Source organism: Pseudomonas sp. YQ_6, assembly GCF_043103245.1.
Classification (GTDB): domain Bacteria; phylum Pseudomonadota; class Gammaproteobacteria; order Pseudomonadales; family Pseudomonadaceae; genus Aquipseudomonas; species Aquipseudomonas alloputida.
This window is the reverse complement of the sequence record NZ_JBICJR010000068.1, coordinates 1-15,459: the sequence shown is the minus strand read 5'-3', so window position 1 is coordinate 15,459 and position 15,459 is coordinate 1. Positions and strand designations below refer to the sequence as shown.

21 protein-coding genes and 1 pseudogene are annotated in these 15,459 nt (G+C 61.1%); 8 read left to right on the top strand and 14 right to left on the bottom strand.

What is annotated here, in order from left to right:
• Positions 1-11: 11 nt before the first annotated feature.
• Positions 12-992 (bottom strand): quinone oxidoreductase family protein, encoded by a 981-nt coding sequence (locus tag ACF8FG_RS23180; RefSeq protein WP_392519246.1) that lies wholly within the window; start codon positions 990-992, stop codon positions 12-14.
• Between the two features lie 226 nt (positions 993-1,218).
• Here ACF8FG_RS23180 and ACF8FG_RS23175 point away from each other — a divergent pair, with 226 nt between their 5' ends.
• Positions 1,219-1,425: a hypothetical protein gene (locus ACF8FG_RS23175; protein WP_019438487.1), complete on the top strand. Its 207-nt coding sequence runs from the start codon at positions 1,219-1,221 to the stop codon at positions 1,423-1,425.
• A gap of 42 nt (positions 1,426-1,467) precedes the next feature.
• Here the strand turns inward: ACF8FG_RS23175 and ACF8FG_RS23170 are convergent, their stop codons facing one another.
• The gene (locus ACF8FG_RS23170) at positions 1,468-1,827 is read right to left on the bottom strand and encodes a hypothetical protein (protein WP_318082233.1); all 360 of its coding nucleotides are present in this window, start codon (positions 1,825-1,827) and stop codon (positions 1,468-1,470) included.
• Positions 1,828-1,996: 169 nt separating this feature from the next.
• On the opposite strand from ACF8FG_RS23170, the gene ACF8FG_RS23165 reads away from it, so the two are divergent.
• Positions 1,997-2,197, top strand: a complete 201-nt coding sequence (locus ACF8FG_RS23165) for a hypothetical protein (protein ID WP_014591097.1) — start codon at positions 1,997-1,999, stop codon at positions 2,195-2,197.
• A gap of 225 nt (positions 2,198-2,422) precedes the next feature.
• Here the strand turns inward: ACF8FG_RS23165 and ACF8FG_RS23160 are convergent, their stop codons facing one another.
• The 3 genes from ACF8FG_RS23160 to ACF8FG_RS23150 all read right to left on the bottom strand — a co-directional run bounded on the left by ACF8FG_RS23160 (position 2,423) and on the right by ACF8FG_RS23150 (position 3,991).
• On the bottom strand, positions 2,423-2,731 hold the full coding sequence (locus tag ACF8FG_RS23160; RefSeq protein WP_019438490.1) for a hypothetical protein: 309 nt from the start codon (positions 2,729-2,731) through the stop codon (positions 2,423-2,425).
• A 200-nt stretch (positions 2,732-2,931) separates the two neighbouring features.
• Positions 2,932-3,300 carry a hypothetical protein gene (locus tag ACF8FG_RS23155; RefSeq protein ID WP_014591100.1) on the bottom strand — a complete coding sequence of 123 codons (369 nt, stop codon included), beginning with the start codon at positions 3,298-3,300 and terminating at the stop codon, positions 2,932-2,934.
• Between the two features lie 403 nt (positions 3,301-3,703).
• On the bottom strand, positions 3,704-3,991 hold the full coding sequence (locus ACF8FG_RS23150) for a hypothetical protein (RefSeq protein WP_012052457.1): 288 nt from the start codon (positions 3,989-3,991) through the stop codon (positions 3,704-3,706).
• 215 nt (positions 3,992-4,206) lie between these two features.
• On the opposite strand from ACF8FG_RS23150, the gene ACF8FG_RS23145 reads away from it, so the two are divergent.
• The 3 genes from ACF8FG_RS23145 (at position 4,207) to ACF8FG_RS23135 (ending at position 6,075) form a co-directional block, all read left to right on the top strand.
• On the top strand, positions 4,207-4,734 hold the full coding sequence (locus ACF8FG_RS23145; protein WP_014591101.1) for a DUF3455 domain-containing protein: 528 nt from the start codon (positions 4,207-4,209) through the stop codon (positions 4,732-4,734).
• Positions 4,735-4,837: 103 nt separating this feature from the next.
• A complete protein-coding gene (locus ACF8FG_RS23140; RefSeq protein ID WP_010953906.1) occupies positions 4,838-5,386 on the top strand; it encodes a sigma-70 family RNA polymerase sigma factor in 549 nt (182 codons plus the stop codon).
• The gene (locus tag ACF8FG_RS23135) at positions 5,383-6,075 is read left to right on the top strand and encodes an anti-sigma factor domain-containing protein (RefSeq protein ID WP_014591102.1); all 693 of its coding nucleotides are present in this window, start codon (positions 5,383-5,385) and stop codon (positions 6,073-6,075) included. Before ACF8FG_RS23140 ends, ACF8FG_RS23135 begins: the two co-directional genes overlap by 4 nt.
• Positions 6,076-6,126: 51 nt before the next feature.
• On the opposite strand, the gene ACF8FG_RS23130 is transcribed toward ACF8FG_RS23135, so the two are convergent.
• From ACF8FG_RS23130 to ACF8FG_RS23100, 7 genes are all read right to left on the bottom strand, one after another.
• Entirely contained in the window at positions 6,127-6,384 is a 258-nt protein-coding gene (locus ACF8FG_RS23130) for a hypothetical protein (protein ID WP_014591103.1), read from the bottom strand.
• 241 nt (positions 6,385-6,625) lie between these two features.
• The gene (gene aroQ / locus ACF8FG_RS23125) at positions 6,626-7,063 is read right to left on the bottom strand and encodes a type II 3-dehydroquinate dehydratase (RefSeq protein ID WP_318081819.1); all 438 of its coding nucleotides are present in this window, start codon (positions 7,061-7,063) and stop codon (positions 6,626-6,628) included.
• 4 nt (positions 7,064-7,067) lie between these two features.
• Entirely contained in the window at positions 7,068-7,886 is an 819-nt protein-coding gene (gene aroE / locus ACF8FG_RS23120) for a shikimate dehydrogenase (protein WP_318081818.1), read from the bottom strand.
• Complete coding sequence (locus ACF8FG_RS23115; RefSeq protein WP_014591106.1) at positions 7,883-9,115, bottom strand: CaiB/BaiF CoA-transferase family protein; 1,233 nt, start codon at positions 9,113-9,115, stop codon at positions 7,883-7,885. The genes aroE and ACF8FG_RS23115 overlap by 4 nt, the downstream gene beginning before the upstream one ends.
• Complete coding sequence (locus tag ACF8FG_RS23110; protein ID WP_060537967.1) at positions 9,112-9,567, bottom strand: MaoC family dehydratase; 456 nt, start codon at positions 9,565-9,567, stop codon at positions 9,112-9,114. The genes ACF8FG_RS23115 and ACF8FG_RS23110 overlap by 4 nt, the downstream gene beginning before the upstream one ends.
• Positions 9,564-9,962 (bottom strand): VOC family protein, encoded by a 399-nt coding sequence (locus tag ACF8FG_RS23105; protein ID WP_010953899.1) that lies wholly within the window; start codon positions 9,960-9,962, stop codon positions 9,564-9,566. The genes ACF8FG_RS23110 and ACF8FG_RS23105 overlap by 4 nt, the downstream gene beginning before the upstream one ends.
• Positions 9,959-10,906, bottom strand: coding sequence for a ketopantoate reductase family protein (locus ACF8FG_RS23100; RefSeq protein ID WP_134698456.1), 948 nt, complete (start codon positions 10,904-10,906; stop codon positions 9,959-9,961). Before ACF8FG_RS23100 ends, ACF8FG_RS23105 begins: the two co-directional genes overlap by 4 nt.
• Before the next feature lie 93 nt (positions 10,907-10,999).
• Here ACF8FG_RS23100 and ACF8FG_RS23095 point away from each other — a divergent pair, with 93 nt between their 5' ends.
• Entirely contained in the window at positions 11,000-11,899 is a 900-nt protein-coding gene (locus ACF8FG_RS23095; protein WP_070383903.1) for a LysR family transcriptional regulator, read from the top strand.
• Positions 11,900-12,270: 371 nt separating this feature from the next.
• On the opposite strand, the gene ACF8FG_RS23090 is transcribed toward ACF8FG_RS23095, so the two are convergent.
• Positions 12,271-12,702, bottom strand: coding sequence for a GFA family protein (locus ACF8FG_RS23090; RefSeq protein ID WP_014591111.1), 432 nt, complete (start codon positions 12,700-12,702; stop codon positions 12,271-12,273).
• Between the two features lie 41 nt (positions 12,703-12,743).
• Here ACF8FG_RS23090 and ACF8FG_RS23085 point away from each other — a divergent pair, with 41 nt between their 5' ends.
• Positions 12,744-13,700 (top strand): LysR family transcriptional regulator, encoded by a 957-nt coding sequence (locus ACF8FG_RS23085; protein ID WP_134698454.1) that lies wholly within the window; start codon positions 12,744-12,746, stop codon positions 13,698-13,700.
• A gap of 110 nt (positions 13,701-13,810) precedes the next feature.
• Positions 13,811-14,430, top strand: a pseudogene (locus ACF8FG_RS23080) (tyrosine-type recombinase/integrase).
• A gap of 92 nt (positions 14,431-14,522) precedes the next feature.
• On the opposite strand, the gene ACF8FG_RS23075 reads toward ACF8FG_RS23080, so the two are convergent.
• Positions 14,523-15,413: a serine hydrolase domain-containing protein gene (locus tag ACF8FG_RS23075; RefSeq protein WP_318081821.1), complete on the bottom strand. Its 891-nt coding sequence runs from the start codon at positions 15,411-15,413 to the stop codon at positions 14,523-14,525.
• Between the last annotated feature and the right edge of the window lie 46 nt (positions 15,414-15,459).

The following is a 15,459-nucleotide window of genomic DNA, read 5'->3' as shown; positions in this document are numbered from 1 at the left end:
TGTTGCCCTCTTCAGATGACGAAGATCGACGAGCCCGTGGTTTTGCGGGTTTCCAGGTCACGGTGGGCCTGTACCGCGTCCTGCAGGGCGTAGTGCTGATTGATTTCGATACGAATGCGCCCGCTGCTGACGTGGTCGAACAATTCGCCGGCCAGGTCAGCCTTTTCTGCCGGATCGGCGATGAAGTCGGCCAGTGCCGGGCGGGTAAGCTGCAACGAGCCCTTGATGGCCAACAACTGCGGGTCGAACGGCGGGATGCTGCCCGACGCCGTGCCGACGCAAACCATCAGCCCGCGACGCTTGAGCGAATCAAGCGAGCCGGTGAAGGTGGTCTTGCCGACACTGTCGAACACGACGTTCACCCCTACCCCGTCGGTCAGTTCGCGTACGCGGCTGGCGACGTCTTCGACGCTGTAGTTGATGATGGGGTTGCAGCCATGGGCGCGGGCCACCTCGGCCTTGGCCTCGGTGGATACCGTGCCGATCACGTTCAGCCCAAGCAGCCGCGCCCACTGCGCGACAATCAGGCCCACCCCGCCAGCAGCCGCATGCAGAAGCACACTGTCGCCGGGTTTGAAGTCATACAGCCGGCGTAACAGGTAGGCCGAGGTCAGGCCACGCATGGTCATGGCGGCAGCAGTCTCGAAGGCAATGGTTTCCGGCAGCTTGATCAGCGCCGCTGCGGGGATCAGGCGCTCGGTGCAATAGGCACCCAGGGTATTGAGGAAACCGGTATAGGTGACCCGGTCACCGACCACCACCTGCGTCACGCCTTCGCCCACCGCCTCCACCACCCCGGCAGCTTCCACGCCGATGCCATTGGGCAGCGTGATCGGGTAAGTGCCGTTACGAAAGTAGGTGTCGGCATAGTTCAGGCCCACCGCCACCTGGCGCAAACGTACCTGCCCAGGGCCGGGCTCGCCAACCTCGGCGTCCTCGTAGCGCAAAACCTCGGGGCCACCGGTCTGATGAAAACGTACCACTTTGGACATGCTTGTCTCTCCAATCATCGATCTGGACGTCAGGCGTCAGTGCTGGTGATTGGACTGTATGCCCTTGGCTTGCGGGGTGCTTCGCATCGGACGACAGCGGGTTTTCATTTGATGACAGTACTGTCGACCCACCGGCGTTCGGACCAACGCCTTTATTCATGAGGCTGCTTGATGGTTACCTCTTGCGAGACTAATACTTAAATCTCTGCCTGGGGAGGCACGAAAAATGCAACCAAGATTCGTTATCGTTCCCGCTGTACCGATCGAAAAGGAATCGTTCCGCGTTGGCAGCCGCTACTACGCCGCTACCGTGTGTGGAGGGTTCGACATTTATGACAATCAGGCAAAGGAGCGGCTCAAGCCCAGCTATCCGAGCCGGAAGGAGGCGCAGGTGAAGTGCGAGCATTTGAACAAGCGGGATGAGTTGGGTTAACTGCAGGCGATCGGGGCGGCACAACCCGCTCGGGGCACGGGTTCAATCCAGGCATTGCTTGGCAGCCTGGCGCAACTTGTCGCCAGACAGAAAGCTGCCCTTGTAGAAGGTCGCACGGCTGCCCTCGTGAGCGTCGACCACATCAAGCACATCGTCACTTGCCACGGCGCTTGGCGCCGTGAGCCGGTAGCCGTGGGCTATTGACTTCTGCGTGGCCTGTGGCGCCAGCGCCTGCCATTTGGGCAGGACACAGGCGGCGTACTGCTGCGGCGATTTCCTGGTCAGTTGGCTGCCAGTGGGTTTGCCGGGGGTTGCGCAACCAGCGAGGCTGGCAACCAACACAGTGGCGATAAAAATACGAAAGTCAGGCATTTGCAATCGACCGTTATGGATGCGCTGCATTCTAACGGGCGTGACGCCGCGTTACTAATCAACCAAAGTCTTGCTGCAGGACGGCGCCCAAGCGGGATCTGTGCAGCGCACCTGATATTTCTGCCAGTAGCAGGGTCACGCCGCAACAGTGAAACTGCCCATGGCACATCACACCACGACTCGGCAGGGGCTTCAGACCATGCAAACCAACGTCAACAACACTCAGTTCTTCTATCAGAACGGCAAACTCGTCACCCTTAAAACCGGTGAACAAGGCCGTAGCATCTTTCGCTCGCCGGACGTACCTCTTGCCGAACGACAATCAGACGACACCGACGCCGGCGGATTGCTGGTAACTGACGACAAGGGTTCGGTGCTGCAGGTACAGCAGAAAAGCTGAAGACCTCATGATGTTCCGGCCCCATTGCGAACCAAATGCGGGCTCAGGGCTTGGCTCCCCTGTACAACACGATGGCTGCTATATCCAGGGCCAGCACACTACCGACAATCACGAACATGATGTACAGATCTTCAGAGAGCATTGCTGTATCCCCCAGATGCACCGGTTTCAAAAGGGGTAAGCAAATACTGATCCAGTCAGTGCATCAGGAATGCGAGCTGAGACTCAGCTGAACTTCAACTTGACCACTTTGCTCAGCGCCCAGCCACTGAAGACATAGAACGCATCCAGGTAGAAACGCCCTGCATAGTTGGGCAACGGTGATTGATTCAACAGCACATCCGGCTCGGGCGCGGGAGGAAACAGTGCATAAAAGCCGTTGGGCAGAACGGCCAGTACCAGCAATAACAGGTAAGTCGAGGCTTGTAGCAGGGTGGCACGATTACTGGATCTGGCGGACCACTTCAGCCCGTAGTAGGCAACCAGGCCGGCAACAGGCAAAACCCAGAAATGCGTCGGAATCCCAATGAACATTTCGGCGACTACGCTTCTTGCTTCCACCTGCGACTCTCCATCCAAATACAACGATTATTACGGGCGGGGCCGGCAAATGCAAAGCAACGCTGCTCAGGCCATACCGGCCCCACCCGCCCTTTTTTGAACGTTGCCGGTCAGGCGATCGGCAGACTAAAAGCCCGCTCTCGACGGCGGGCTATTGGTGTGGGGTTGGATGATTAAGCTTTTGAACACATCAGTGCAGCATCCAGCAACCTGCCATGGTCGTACCAGGCATCACGTTGATAGGCCGTGAAGTGGCGCTCGCTTCCCGTGCCCCGCAACTCTACCAGACCCTCTGCCTTGTCAGGGTCAGTGCTTTCGACGAAAAGCCTGACCGCGTTATCACCCTCGACTTCATAGGTTTTCACATTCCCTTGTAGCTCGCCTTTGACGCAGCCCAGATAGGCGGGTGAGCTTTTCACGGTAGTGCCAGCGGTATAATCGTGGCTGTCACGCACATCAGGGTTTTGTGCGCAGCCTGCGACGAACAACGAGGCTGCCCCGATTACCAGTATTGCACCTGCTCGCGAACTTGAGTTTTTCACGCGACACGCTCCTGCAGCCCCATCGAAAACTGGGAAATGTTGCCAAGCAGCCTGCCCTTTTTTTGGTTTTGTCCTGCCCATGTTACTGCTCAACGACAACAGGGCATCAGGTTTGTTTGCTATATAGGGTTCGGGGCGTTTTCCTCACGCCCTGCCTTGCCCCCGATTACGAGTAAGGCCTACCCCATAACCGGGGTCAGGGAATGGCATTGAGAAACACATAAGTCGCCGCCAGGTCGAGTACCAGCACAGCAACCACGCTGAAAATCATGTAATAGCGGTCATCCTGAGTCATTTCTGCGCACTCCGCATGATCAATGTCTCAGGGGTCACAGCAATTCCCGTTCCAGCGCCGTGATGCAGCCCGCTGACACCGCGCCAGCCAAACAGCGCGATCGCGCAGTCAGTCCTTGATCTGGCATACGCCATTGGCTTTGTTCTTACCGGTATACGAGACGTCAGGCGAGCCGTCCGGGTTGATCGACAACGATACGGTTACCCCGCCACCTTTGGCCTCGAAATAGTTGTCATTGAATTTCTTCAGCGTGGCTTCCTTGCCGTTGATGTAAACAGGCCCACCTTTATCGGCATGGACCTCGATATTGCCGGGGCATGTTGCGTTCAACAGCGGAATACCGGCGTGGGCAGCGCCCGATGCGGCAAGCAACAGGCCTAGTAACAAACGCTTCATTTGCAGTGTCCTCGTGGGGTTGTCGGGGTGCGCGCGTTAAAGCAGTCCTGCGATGGCGAAGAGGCTCATCGCTCGTTCGAGATGGTAGGCAAGCACATGCAGGGTCATCTCGCTACGCATTTTTTTCATTCCGTGCATCCAGTCCACCCGTTGGCGGGTATTGCTAGTGGGCGGCCTTTGACTGCCCAGCCCAATGACTTTCAGGAGCACTGCAAATGAACTTGAAATATTCCGCCTGCCTGCTTGCCTGCAGCCTCGCCCTTGCGCTGCCGCCCGCCCACGCCCAGACCGCGCTGCCAGAAGCGGTCAAAGTCCCTGATGGCCATCGCGTCCTGCTCGAAACCGTCGGCGTCGGCGAGATCACCTACGAGTGCCGCGACAAGGCCAACACCCCCGGTCAGACCGAATGGACTTTCGTCGGCCCCAAGGCAGTGCTCAATGACCGTACCGGTAAACAGGTGGGCGACTACTTTGGCCCACCCGCTACCTGGCAGGCCAAGGATGGCTCGAAGGTCACCGGTACCCAGCTGGCAGTGGCACCGGCGGACAAAGGCGCCATCCCCTATCAACTGGTCAAGGCCAACCCGGCCGAAGGCAAAGGCGCCATGCAAGGTGTCAGCTATATCCAGCGCCTGGCCACCCGCGGCGGTGTGGCGCCGTCAGTCGACTGCACGGCGCAGAACAAAGGTGCCAGGCAGGTCGTCCAGTACCAGGCTGACTATGTGTTCTGGACAGCCAAGTGACACGCACCTGACCCTACGCCCTGCGAGTGATGATCTACGCTCGATGGCAAGCCCCCCGGCTGGATGGCCGGGGTACTTGCCTTACACAAGGAAGCCACACACGTTGAACTCGCCGGCCGCCCCCTTCGACTTCCACCGCTGCCTGTTAGCCTGTGCACAGGGTGACCGGCGGGCCCTGCAGGCGCTCTACGATCACGAAGGCGCGCGCCTGCTGGGCGTTGCCCGGCGTATCGCACGTGACGACGCCACCGCAGAAGACATCGTCCACGATGCGATCATCCGCATCTGGACCCGCGCAGCCAGCTACGACCCGGCGCGCGGCTCGGCTCGAGGCTGGATCTACAGCATTACCCGCCACCTGGCGCTGAATTCGATACGCGATACCCGCCGTGAAACTGTACTGACCGATGCCGACACCGAAACTGCGTCAACATTGCACGGGAGGGTTGATGACCTTGACCTCTGGTCCGGCTCAGCAAAGATTTACCGCTGCCTGGAACAACTGCAGCCCGCACCGCAACGCTGCATCCTGCACGCCTACGTGGACGGCTGCAGCCACGCCGAGATAGCCGGTTTATTGGGCGCGCCACTGGGCACTGTCAAGGCCTGGATCAAACGCAGCCTCAAAGCGCTACGGGAGTGTCTGGAATGAAGCCCGATTCTGCCGAAGAACTGGACAGCCTCGCCGGGGAATACGTGCTGGGGACCTTGTCGCCGGAGCAATATGCCGCAACAGCCGAACGCCTGCGTACCGACCCCGCGCTTCGCGCCGCCGTGGATGCCTGGGAGGCCCGGCTGCTGGAGCTGACCGCGCTGTCTACCCCGCAGCCACCGAGCCCCCGCCTGTGGCGCCGTATCCAGCGCAGCCTCGATGAGCTACCCGCACCGCGCACGCAGGCTCGCTGGTGGCAACGCCTCGGCCTGTGGCAAGGGCTCAGCGCCGCAGGGCTTGCTGCAAGCCTGCTGCTGGCGTTTACCTTGCTGACCACGCCCCCCCCTACCACGGAATACCTGGTGGTACTGGTGGCGCCGAACAGCCAGGCCCCCGGCTGGGTGGTGCAGGCCAGCGACAGCCACATGATCGAACTGCTGCCGCTGGGTAAGGACAAGGTCCCCGACGGCATGGCCCTGCAGTTCTGGACCAAGGGCGAGCAATGGCGTGCTCCGGTTTCGCTTGGCCTGGTCAAACCGGGCGAACCCTATCGGGTTCCGCTGGAAAGTTTGCCACCCCTGGAGGCCAATCAACTGTTCGAGCTGACGCTGGAGAAAGCCGGTGGCTCGCCGACCGGTCTGCCGACAGGGCCGGTGAAGTTCATTGGTCGCGCGGTGAAAGTGATATGACACGACAGGGCCGCAGAACGCGACTGCGGCCTTCGCAAGCTGGACCTATGGTCAGGCGCGGATCACCTCAAGGCGATCCCGCCCAGCCTCTGTGATGGCGTTCTCTCCTTCATCGCTGATGCGATAACGTCCTGACACCATTTTGGTAATTGAGAACCGGACCAGCCCGCTTTGGGACAAGGCTTGGCCTGCTTCGAAGCTCATTGCCTGCTCCAGGTCGAAGATCTTGATTTCTCCGATTTTGTAGCGTGCAAACGCGACCAAGGCGTTATCCAGTTCTTGTTGACTGATCGTTGTAGCGACGTCCATTCGACCTCCCAGGTCATGAGAGCCCCGGTCCGTGGGGTTGGAGGCAACGAACCGGGTGGCTTGTTGAAGGCGGACCGTACTATGCAGTCACGGAAGTCGCTACTGGCTTTCCATCCATGCTGGATGGGTAGGCAGCAGGACACCCGCCACACCTACGGTCACTTCAGGCGCCGTCACCGCATGCCCCGTGTCACCTGCTTCGCGGGTAAACCCACTCGCAGAGCCGACCCCTGCGCCCTGCTCAGACCATGCTCATCGCCGCACGCAGCGCCAGCAGGTAGGTTTCGACACCAAACCCGCAGATCTGCCCGCGCACCACCTCGGCAAATACCGAGTGATGGCGGAATGGCTCCCTGGCATGAATGTTGGACATGTGCACTTCAACCACCGGCACTTCGATAATGGCCAACGCATCACGAATGCCGTAGCTGTAATGGGTCCAGGCACCGGCATTGATCAGCACGGCATCCACCCGGTCCTCATGGGCCTGATGGATGCGCTCGCACATGGCGCCCTCGAAGTTGCTCTGGAAGCTCTCGACCTGCGCCCCCAGCTTCTCGCCCAGGGCCTGTAATGCCTGGTCGATGTCGGCCAGGGTCGCTGTGCCGTACTGGCGCGGGTCGCGCTTGCCGAACATGTTGTAGTTGATGCCGTGCAGCATCAGTACATTGGCGACCATCGACCTACTCCAGGGGAATCGTCAGCTGATCGATCACCGCACGTGTGTCGGGCCGCACCCCGCGCCACCAGGCAAACGCCTCGGCGGCCTGCTCCACCAGCATGCCGACGCCATCGGCCAGGCGCGCCTGGCCCTGCTCGCGGGCCAGGCGCAGGAAAGGCGTGAGGCCTTTGCCATAGGCCAGCTCGTAGGCCAAGGCCGCCTCGCCCAGCACATCGGCCGGCAGTGGCGGCAAGTCAGCGGTCAGGCTCGCCGAGGTGGCGTTGACCACGATGTCGAACGATTGACCTTCCAGCGCTTCGTAGCGGCTGATGCGCAGACGCGAGTGATCGAGCTCGTTACGCAGCGCCAGCGCCTTGGCCATGTCCCGGTTGGCGATCACCAGCTCGCGAGGCCCCGCCTGCAGGAACGGCAGCAACGCCCCGCGCACCGCGCCGCCAGCACCCAGCAGCAGCACACGGCGGTTGCGCAGCGGCTCGCCAAGGTTCCGCTCGATGTCCCGCAGCAAACCGATGCCATCGAAGTTCTCGGCGACGATGCGGCCATCCTCGAACTTCAGCGCATTGGCCGCCCGTGCCAATTGCGCCCGCTCGCTGCGCCGGTCAGCCAGCTCGAAGGCACGCAGCTTGAACGGGGCAGTGATGTTCATGCCCTTCCCGCCTTCGCTACAAAACTGCAGTACCTGGGCTTCGAAGTCGTCCAGCGAGCCCTCGATAGCCCCGTATTCGAGCTGCTGGTTGCTGGCCTGGGCGAACAGGCCATGAATCAGCGGGGACTTGGTGTGATTGATCGGTCGGCCGATCACTGCGTAGCGGTCGCTCATCGTGCATCTCCGTGGGTAAACAACACGCCATCCGCCTGCAAGGCAGTGATTTCTTCAGTACTGAAGCCAAGCCCGGCGGCCACTTCGGCGTTGTGCTGGCCAAGGTCCGGGGCTACTTGGTGAATCGTGGTGTCGCAGTCGGAAAAGCGGAACGGCAGGTTGGCCAGGCGCAGCGTGCCGTAGCGTGGGTGCTGTTGCTCGATGACCATGTTGCGTGCCTGGATCTGCGGGTCGGCCAGCACCTCGTCGATGCGTTGGACCTTGGCACTGGGGATGTCGATGCCATCGAGCAACGCCAGGATCTCGGCCACCCGGCGCGCGCCAACCCAGTCGCGGACCACCGCCAGGATCGCCTCGCGATGGGCGTTGCGGCCGTTGAGGCTGTGGTAGCGGCAGTCGCTGCCGAACCCGGGCGGGCCGCCGTTAGCTTCGAGCATGGCCGCGAAGCGCTGCCAGGCATCGTCGACCTGGGCGGCGATCACCAGGTCGCCGTCGGTGGCGCGGAACACGCCGTACAGGGTCGAAGTGGGCATGTCGTGGCCGGTCTGCTGGGGCAACACAGTGCCACCGGACAGCGTGTAACACTGCACCGCGTATTCGTGCATCGACACCAGGGTGTCGTACAGCGCCATGTCGATGTGCTGGCCACGGCCACTGCTCACCCGGCCGAGCAGCGCGGCATTGATCGCCGCCACCGCGTGGATGCCGGTGTACATGTCGCCCAGGGAAATACGCAGCAGCGGCGGTGCCTCGCCCGGTACACCAACCATCTGCATGATCCCGCTCTTGGCTTCGGCGATCAGGCCGAAGCCGGCGCGGTGGGCGTCCGGCCCGGTATGGCCGTAGGCGGAAATCGAGCAGTACACCAGGCGCGGGTTGCGCGCCGACAGCTCGGCGTAGCCCAGGCCCAGCTTGTCCAGGGCGCCGGGGCGGTAGTTCTCGATGAACACGTCGGCCGAATCGGTCAGGCGCTGCATGAACGCCTTGCCGCGCGGGTCCTTCATGTTGACGCTGACGCCCTGCTTGCCCATGTTCAGCTGCAGGAAATAACCGCTCTGCTGGTCGTCCAGGGTGAACGCATGCTGGCGGCCAGCGTCGCCGCTACCCGGCCGCTCGACCTTGATCACCTCTGCGCCGAGCGCCGCCAGGCAACGGCCGACATAGGGGCCGGCGAGGAAGTGGCTGTAGTCAATGACGCGGATACCCGCCAATGGCAATGCCTGGCTCATGCTGCTGCCCTGCGCGGCACCATCAACCGGTGCTCGCCACGTTGCACGACTTCACCGTGCTGGTTGATCAGCTCCGAAGGCAGCACCACGATGCCCCAGCCAGGCCGGCTGTTGCTCGGGCGCATCGCCCCCACCCGCATGCGCACGTGGAGCACGTCGTTGACCTTGATCGGCAGCACGAAGTCCCAGGTCCAACCCAGCGACATGCCCGGCACGAAGCGGTACTCGCACTGGGTCTTCAGGCCGTCGGCGATCGACAGCCCGAACAGGCCGTGGGCGACCAGGCAGCCAAAATGGCTGGCGTTGGCGTAGGCCTCATCGACATGCACCGGGGTGTGGTCGCCGGTGAGGTCGGCGTAGGCCAGGATGCGTTCGCGGGTTACGGTGTAGGTCGGGCTGATGCACTCATCGCCTTCGCGGGCATCGTCCCAGTACTTTTCAATCACGCTCATGCCTGCACCTCCGCGCGCGGGTCGATGGCCAGTGCCTGGGCTACGCATTTGGCCGGCAGCGCCTGGATGAACTCCACCGCCAGGCCATCAGGCAGGCGCAGCCAGTTGCGGCCCTGGGGCATTTCGCTGACGCCAAAGCGCTGGGCGGCGGCCAGTGCCGCTTCCAGGTCTTCGCACATGATGCCCAGGTGCGCCAGGCGCCCTTCCGGGCCAGCGAAGTCCGGCTGGTGAATGAACTGCAGGCCGCCGAGTGTCCAGTACTGCGCCGGTTGCTCGACGTCACCCTGCACTTCACGCATGGTCATGCCGCACACCTCGCTGAAAAAGCGGATATGCCACTGAATGTCCTGTACCCAGAACGCCACGTGTTCGAGGTAGGCTTTTGGCTGGCTCATGGGGTTTCTCCCTTCTGGTGATCGGCCATGGCGCGCTCGATACCCTTGATGCAGGCCACCAGGGTCGCGTTGACCGGCGTGGCCACGCCATGGCGCTGGCCCCAGCGCACGACGGAGCCGTTGATGAAGTCGATTTCGGTGATCGAGTTTTTTTCCAGGCTCTGCAGCATCGAGGTGCGGAAGCTCGCCGGCAGGCCTTCGGCGGCCAGTGACCAGGCAGCCTCAGGGCTGGTCAGGCTCAAGCGGATGCCGGCGCGCTCGGCTACGGCGATGGCCTCGGCCACGGCGGCCTTGGCGGTGCTTTCCAGCAGCGGCTCGCTGTACAGCTGGCCGTAGCTGAGCATGGTGATGCCGCTCAACGCACCGGTGGCGACGTTGACCAGCAGCTTGTCCCACATGGTGCCGAGGATGTTGTCGCTGACCGTGGTGGCCAGCCCGGCATTGTTGAACGCTTCGGCGATGGCCTGCGCGCGGGGCGTCAGCCGGCCGTCGAGCTCACCGATGAAGGTCTGTTTGCCGGCCACACCGGCGCGGATCGAGCCCGGCGCGAGGAGCACGCCGCCGACATAGGTCTTGCCAGCCAGCACCCGCTCGCGACCCACCACTTCGGCCAGGATGTCCTCGTGGCCGAGCCCGTTCTGCAGCGACAGCACCAGCGTCTGCGGGCCTATCAGCGCGAGGGCACCGGCGATGGCCTCGGCAGTGTGAAACGACTTCACCAGCACCACCACCAAATCGGTCACGCCAACGTCTTCGGCTTCGATGGCTGCGTTGACCGGTACATAGCGCTCGCCCCGTTCGTCCTGCACCCGCAGCCCATGCTGGTTCATCGCCTCGACGTGCGCGCGGCCGCGGTTCAGCAGCCAGGTTTCATGCCCTGCCTCGCTCAGGGCCGCGCCAATGGCGCAACCCAGTGCACCGGCGCCCAGAATGCAGATTTTCACGTCGCAGACCTCCTGTGATTTGCGATCACCTTATGCAGCAGGGTTTATTTGCGCTATACAATGGCCTCAATACAGCTATTGAGATTTTCAATAATGACTCGCCTGGAGGCCCTGCCCGAACCCAAGCTGCTGCAGCTGTTCGACGTGCTGTACCAATGCCGCAGCGTGACCCGTGCCGCCGAACAGCTGGGGCAGAGCCAGCCGACCATCAGCATCTGGCTGGCGCGCCTGCGCGAGCAATTGAACGACCCGCTGTTCGTGCGCACGCCGGGCGGCATGGCCCCTACCCCGCGCGCCGATCAGCTGATAGGGCCGTGCCGCGAGGTGCTGGAATCGCTGCGCCGGCTGACCGCCTGGGAGCCGCAGTTCATCGCCGCCACAGCGCAGCGGCGTTTTCGCCTGTGTGTCAGCGATGCCAGCCACATCACCTTGCTGCCCAGCATCCTCAACCATCTGCGCAGCCATGCGCCGGGTATCCGCCTGGAGGCGGCGCGGATCGACGGCAATACCGAGAGCGCGCTGGAATCGGGTGAAGCGGACCTGGCCATCGGCTTCGTGCCCTGGCTGGGCGGGGGGATGTATCAGCAGGTGCTGTTCGAGCAGGACTGGGTGTGCCTGAGCAACCCGCAGCATCCGCGCCTGGGCAATGGCATGAGCCTGGAGCGGTATCGGGCCGAGGGGCATGTGCAGATCAGTTTCGGCACCGGGCAGAAGCTGCTGGAAGCGGGATTGGCGCGGGCCGGGATCGAACGGCGGATCATGCTGGAGCTGCCAGCGTTTCTCGGGTTGGGGAAGATAATCGGAACTACCGACCTACTGGGCACCTTGCCGCGGCATATCGGGCAGACACTGGCCGATATGCATGGGCTACAGGTCCATGACTGCCCGTTCGAAGTGGAGGGATTCACGGTCAAACAGCATTGGCATGCCCGCTATCATCAGGACAATGGAAATCGATGGTTGAGGGAAGTCGTTCGCGGATTGTTTCAGTAAGCCCGCCAAGCATGATCCCGTTTCGGCTTAGATAACAGGTCTGATTTAGGCCATCCGCTCTGGCCGCACGCCTATCTTCGCGAAGGATGGGCTTGGGTCGTAAATTGGCATTCACGACCGGCAGCTCTCGGCCCAGACTGTGTGAAAACGCTTGGCGCGATCCGACTGGTAAGAAAACGACCAGAATTTCGCGCTCCTGCGCGAAATCTGGGTTAGCTGAATAACCAATCCATTTCAGATTTCACGTACGCTCGCGCTCTTCAGAGAACCGCTTGGGTTTTCACACAGCCTGGACCCGAAGCGGACGTAGTCAACCCTGATAATTTGCCGCTTGGCGAGCGACACCTTCACTTATGGAAGAGCAAGCTCTTTTACCCTAATGCGGCGGCGAATGCTTCTGGCGTGGGGCTCTCCTGCCATTGTGCGATAGCTCCCGGCAGCACCAGCCATGGCTGCTTTCGCCGAGTCCAGATATGCGCAACCGGCTCGAAGCGCTCAGCCCCTTCCAGGATGCCGGCCCGTACCACTCGCATGCCGGGTACTGCCGTCGTCTCGTTGAACAGCCGGGTATGACATGTACCGCAGGCATGTTGGGTAGACGTTTGACCTTGGTGTTCATGCTCAAAGATCGCCGTTTCGCCAGACACCTGAACAGCCGAAGCCGCGCTCAGCATGTGCAGACCAAACGCACTGCCGCTCCAGCGCTGGCAGTTCAAACAGTGGCAGGCATACAGCGGCGGCAATTGCCGCGCCACGATCTCAAGGGTGACTTGCCCACATCGGCACTGACCGGTGATTCTCATGCGTTAGTTCCTTACAATGACGCCCGGAAAAATGTGGGCGAATGATCGCTTTTCACAGGCTCGGGCAGAAGATCAAATTAGGAGCAACTGTTGGCCAAGAATGTATGAGCGGTATTGAATGGGAAAGCCAGCGTGTATTTCTCGCCGTGGTGCGCTCTGGTAGCCTGAGCGGCGCCGCGAAGCTGCTGGGTATCGCCCAGGCCACTGCGCGCCGGCGCCTCGACTGTCTTGAACACGCTCTCGGTGTGAGTCTGTTCACCCGCACACCTCAAGGACTGACGCCTACTGCCGGAGCGCAGCGCCTGATCGAACATGTGGAGGCCATGGATCTGGCCGCGCAAACCTTCAACCGCATGGCCAGCTCTGAAGCGTCGATGGATCACGGTACAGTCCGGCTTGCCTGTGGCGAGTTGCTTGGCGTCGAAGTATTGCCCGACCTGCTGCGCCCTTTCCATTACGAATACGTCGGACTCAAACTTGAGCTGAGCATAAGCGATGCCCTTGAAGACATCGCCAGGCTGCAATCGGATATTGCGGTGCGGCTGATGCGGCCCAATGAAGCGGATATCACGGTGCGGCGTGTCGGCAGTTTGCAGATTGGCATCCATGCCAGTGCCGGGTGCCTGGAGCGCTACGGTAATCCAGCCTCCCTGCTGTCGCTGCGCCAGCGACCGCTGATCGGGCCAGACAGACGCTCAGCGGATTTGCGTCGGTTTATCGACTCTGGTCTGTGCGATGCCGACCAGCATTTCGCCATTGCCTCTGATCATCACCTTGCTCAGCTGGCCGCTCTGAGAGCGGGCTTAGGCTTCGGACTCTGCCCGACGCAAATCGCAAAATCGCACGGCCTGGTACATGTGCTACCACACGATTTTGGATTTGAGGTTGAGGTGTGGATCGCAATGCACAATGACCTGCGCAAAATTAACAGGATCGCTCAGGCGTTCGAGGTTCTTGGAGAGCAGTTACATCAGTATCTATGCTTGGCCGATCAGTGAGCAGCGTAGGCCGTGGCATCCACTGCTTTGTCTAAACGGCTGCAATGGGTCGGTTAGCGCCTCTGGGCCGAGTTGGCCATCCTTGCCCTCCCTCAGATGGAGGACAAGCCATGAAAGCTATTACAACCAACAGACGTCAGCCTTGGAACAAAGGGAAACTGGTCGGGCAGAAAGCCCCGCTTCGACTGAAAGATATCTGGGCCATTCGGGTGAGGCTTCAAATCGCGCAAGACACTCGTGATTTAGCTCTCTTCGATTTGGCCATCGACAGCAAGCTGCGAGCCTGCGATCTGACCAAGCTTCGCGTACGCGACGTTGCTCATGGGGAGCACGTGTCATCACGAGCAATGGTGATGCAGCAGAAAACCCAGCGCCCCGTACAGTTTGAGATTACAGAGCAAACGCGGCTGGCCCTTGAGGCCTGGATACATCAAGCTCGTCTTCATAGCGAGGATTGCCTTTTTCCAAGCCGGCTACACGCCTCAGTGCATCTCTCCACTCGGCAGTACGCCCGAATCGTCAAAGCGTGGATAAAGGCTATTGGCCTTGACCCAGCAATGTACGGTACCCACACGATGAGACGTACGAAGGCATCATTGATCTATCGCAGGAAAAAAAACTGAGGGCAGTTCAACTCCTGCTCGGCCATACGAAGCTTGAAAGCACGGTGCGATACCTAGGTATTGAAGTCGATGACGCATTGGAGGTGGCGCAGCAGACGGAGGCCTGAGAGGCCTACAGCGGCGGTCGAGTTATGACCGTCGCTGTCCGACCCATAGCGGACGTTGCGAAGAGAGGCCGCACCGAGAGGCACGCGTAACTTCAGCGTGTCACTGCCAGCACCGCTCGTATTTCTTGAACTACCAGCTTTTCGACGCCTGCCTCATCCGCCCGAATCGAGTGAACTGCACAGCATGCGGCGGAGTTACCAACGGAACATCGATAGACCGCGATAACACTGCCTGGCCCCAATCCGGTATGCCCAGCCAACATCAGATCATCCTCGATTCCGCCTCGCATCATGCCGAGCGCGTAACCAGGCGCCAACCAAGGCCGACCTGTCATTGGGCCACCCAGTACTCGCGTCGTCTGCATTTCCCGAAGCAGATTGTCCGGTAGGAGATCTCCAGCAAGCACGCCATCTAGGAGCCAGGCAGCTTGTGAAACAGGGCCAATCAGCAATCCGTGATATACCCAGCCGGGGTCGTAACTCAACGACCTGTCCAGGTACTTCCCATTCAGATCAGCACGTTCCGTTGCCAAGCGAACCGTCGATATGTCGAGCGGCCTCAGTACTTGCTGCTTGAGAGCGTCTGCGAGCGACAGATCGGCAGCACGCTCGATGATCTGGGCTACCAGCATGAAACCAACATTCGAATAATGCCAACCCGTACCAGGGCTGTATCGGAGTCGGTGCCCATCCAGGCGCTCCATCATTTCGCCTACGGGCCATGCAGACTCATGATTGGCTACGGCGGCGTGATACTCGGGAAGTTCGCCATAGTCCGCCAGGCCCGCCTCGTGACGCAGAAGTTGGCGCAAAGTGAAATCACCCTCGGGAAGCGAAGCATCCAAGTCGAGCCTACCGTCGCGCACTAACGTCAGGGCTGTCGCGGCTAACACCGTTTTCGTGAAACTCCACCAGGGTAAGAGAGGTTCGTCCTGCAGGGGTGGCGTTATCAATCGGCCGTCGATAAGGGTAGAGATCAGCATCGAGTACTCGGGCGAGAATGACAGTTGAGTCTGGAGATTGGGCGAC

What these genes read in the sequence shown, in the direction of transcription:
- ACF8FG_RS23170 (WP_318082233.1), bottom strand. Translation starts at nt 1,827, where the DNA reads ATGCAGCGCATCCATAACGGTCGATTGCAAATGCCTGACTTTCGTATT.
- ACF8FG_RS23175 (WP_019438487.1), top strand. Translation starts at nt 1,219, where the DNA reads ATGCAACCAAGATTCGTTATCGTTCCCGCTGTACCGATCGAAAAGGAA.
- ACF8FG_RS23135 (WP_014591102.1), top strand. Translation starts at nt 5,383, where the DNA reads ATGAAGCCCGATTCTGCCGAAGAACTGGACAGCCTCGCCGGGGAATAC.
- ACF8FG_RS23085 (WP_134698454.1), top strand. Translation starts at nt 12,744, where the DNA reads ATGATCGCTTTTCACAGGCTCGGGCAGAAGATCAAATTAGGAGCAACT.
- ACF8FG_RS23110 (WP_060537967.1), bottom strand. Translation starts at nt 9,567, where the DNA reads ATGAGCGTGATTGAAAAGTACTGGGACGATGCCCGCGAAGGCGATGAG.
- aroQ (WP_318081819.1), bottom strand. Translation starts at nt 7,063, where the DNA reads ATGGTCGCCAATGTACTGATGCTGCACGGCATCAACTACAACATGTTC.
- ACF8FG_RS23130 (WP_014591103.1), bottom strand. Translation starts at nt 6,384, where the DNA reads ATGGACGTCGCTACAACGATCAGTCAACAAGAACTGGATAACGCCTTG.
- ACF8FG_RS23115 (WP_014591106.1), bottom strand. Translation starts at nt 9,115, where the DNA reads ATGAGCCAGGCATTGCCATTGGCGGGTATCCGCGTCATTGACTACAGC.
- ACF8FG_RS23145 (WP_014591101.1), top strand. Translation starts at nt 4,207, where the DNA reads ATGAACTTGAAATATTCCGCCTGCCTGCTTGCCTGCAGCCTCGCCCTT.
- ACF8FG_RS23165 (WP_014591097.1), top strand. Translation starts at nt 1,997, where the DNA reads ATGCAAACCAACGTCAACAACACTCAGTTCTTCTATCAGAACGGCAAA.
- ACF8FG_RS23105 (WP_010953899.1), bottom strand. Translation starts at nt 9,962, where the DNA reads ATGAGCCAGCCAAAAGCCTACCTCGAACACGTGGCGTTCTGGGTACAG.
- ACF8FG_RS23150 (WP_012052457.1), bottom strand. Translation starts at nt 3,991, where the DNA reads ATGAAGCGTTTGTTACTAGGCCTGTTGCTTGCCGCATCGGGCGCTGCC.
- ACF8FG_RS23180 (WP_392519246.1), bottom strand. Translation starts at nt 992, where the DNA reads ATGTCCAAAGTGGTACGTTTTCATCAGACCGGTGGCCCCGAGGTTTTG.
- ACF8FG_RS23090 (WP_014591111.1), bottom strand. Translation starts at nt 12,702, where the DNA reads ATGAGAATCACCGGTCAGTGCCGATGTGGGCAAGTCACCCTTGAGATC.
- ACF8FG_RS23095 (WP_070383903.1), top strand. Translation starts at nt 11,000, where the DNA reads ATGACTCGCCTGGAGGCCCTGCCCGAACCCAAGCTGCTGCAGCTGTTC.
- ACF8FG_RS23075 (WP_318081821.1), bottom strand. Translation starts at nt 15,413, where the DNA reads ATGCTGATCTCTACCCTTATCGACGGCCGATTGATAACGCCACCCCTG.
- ACF8FG_RS23160 (WP_019438490.1), bottom strand. Translation starts at nt 2,731, where the DNA reads ATGTTCATTGGGATTCCGACGCATTTCTGGGTTTTGCCTGTTGCCGGC.
- aroE (WP_318081818.1), bottom strand. Translation starts at nt 7,886, where the DNA reads ATGAGCGACCGCTACGCAGTGATCGGCCGACCGATCAATCACACCAAG.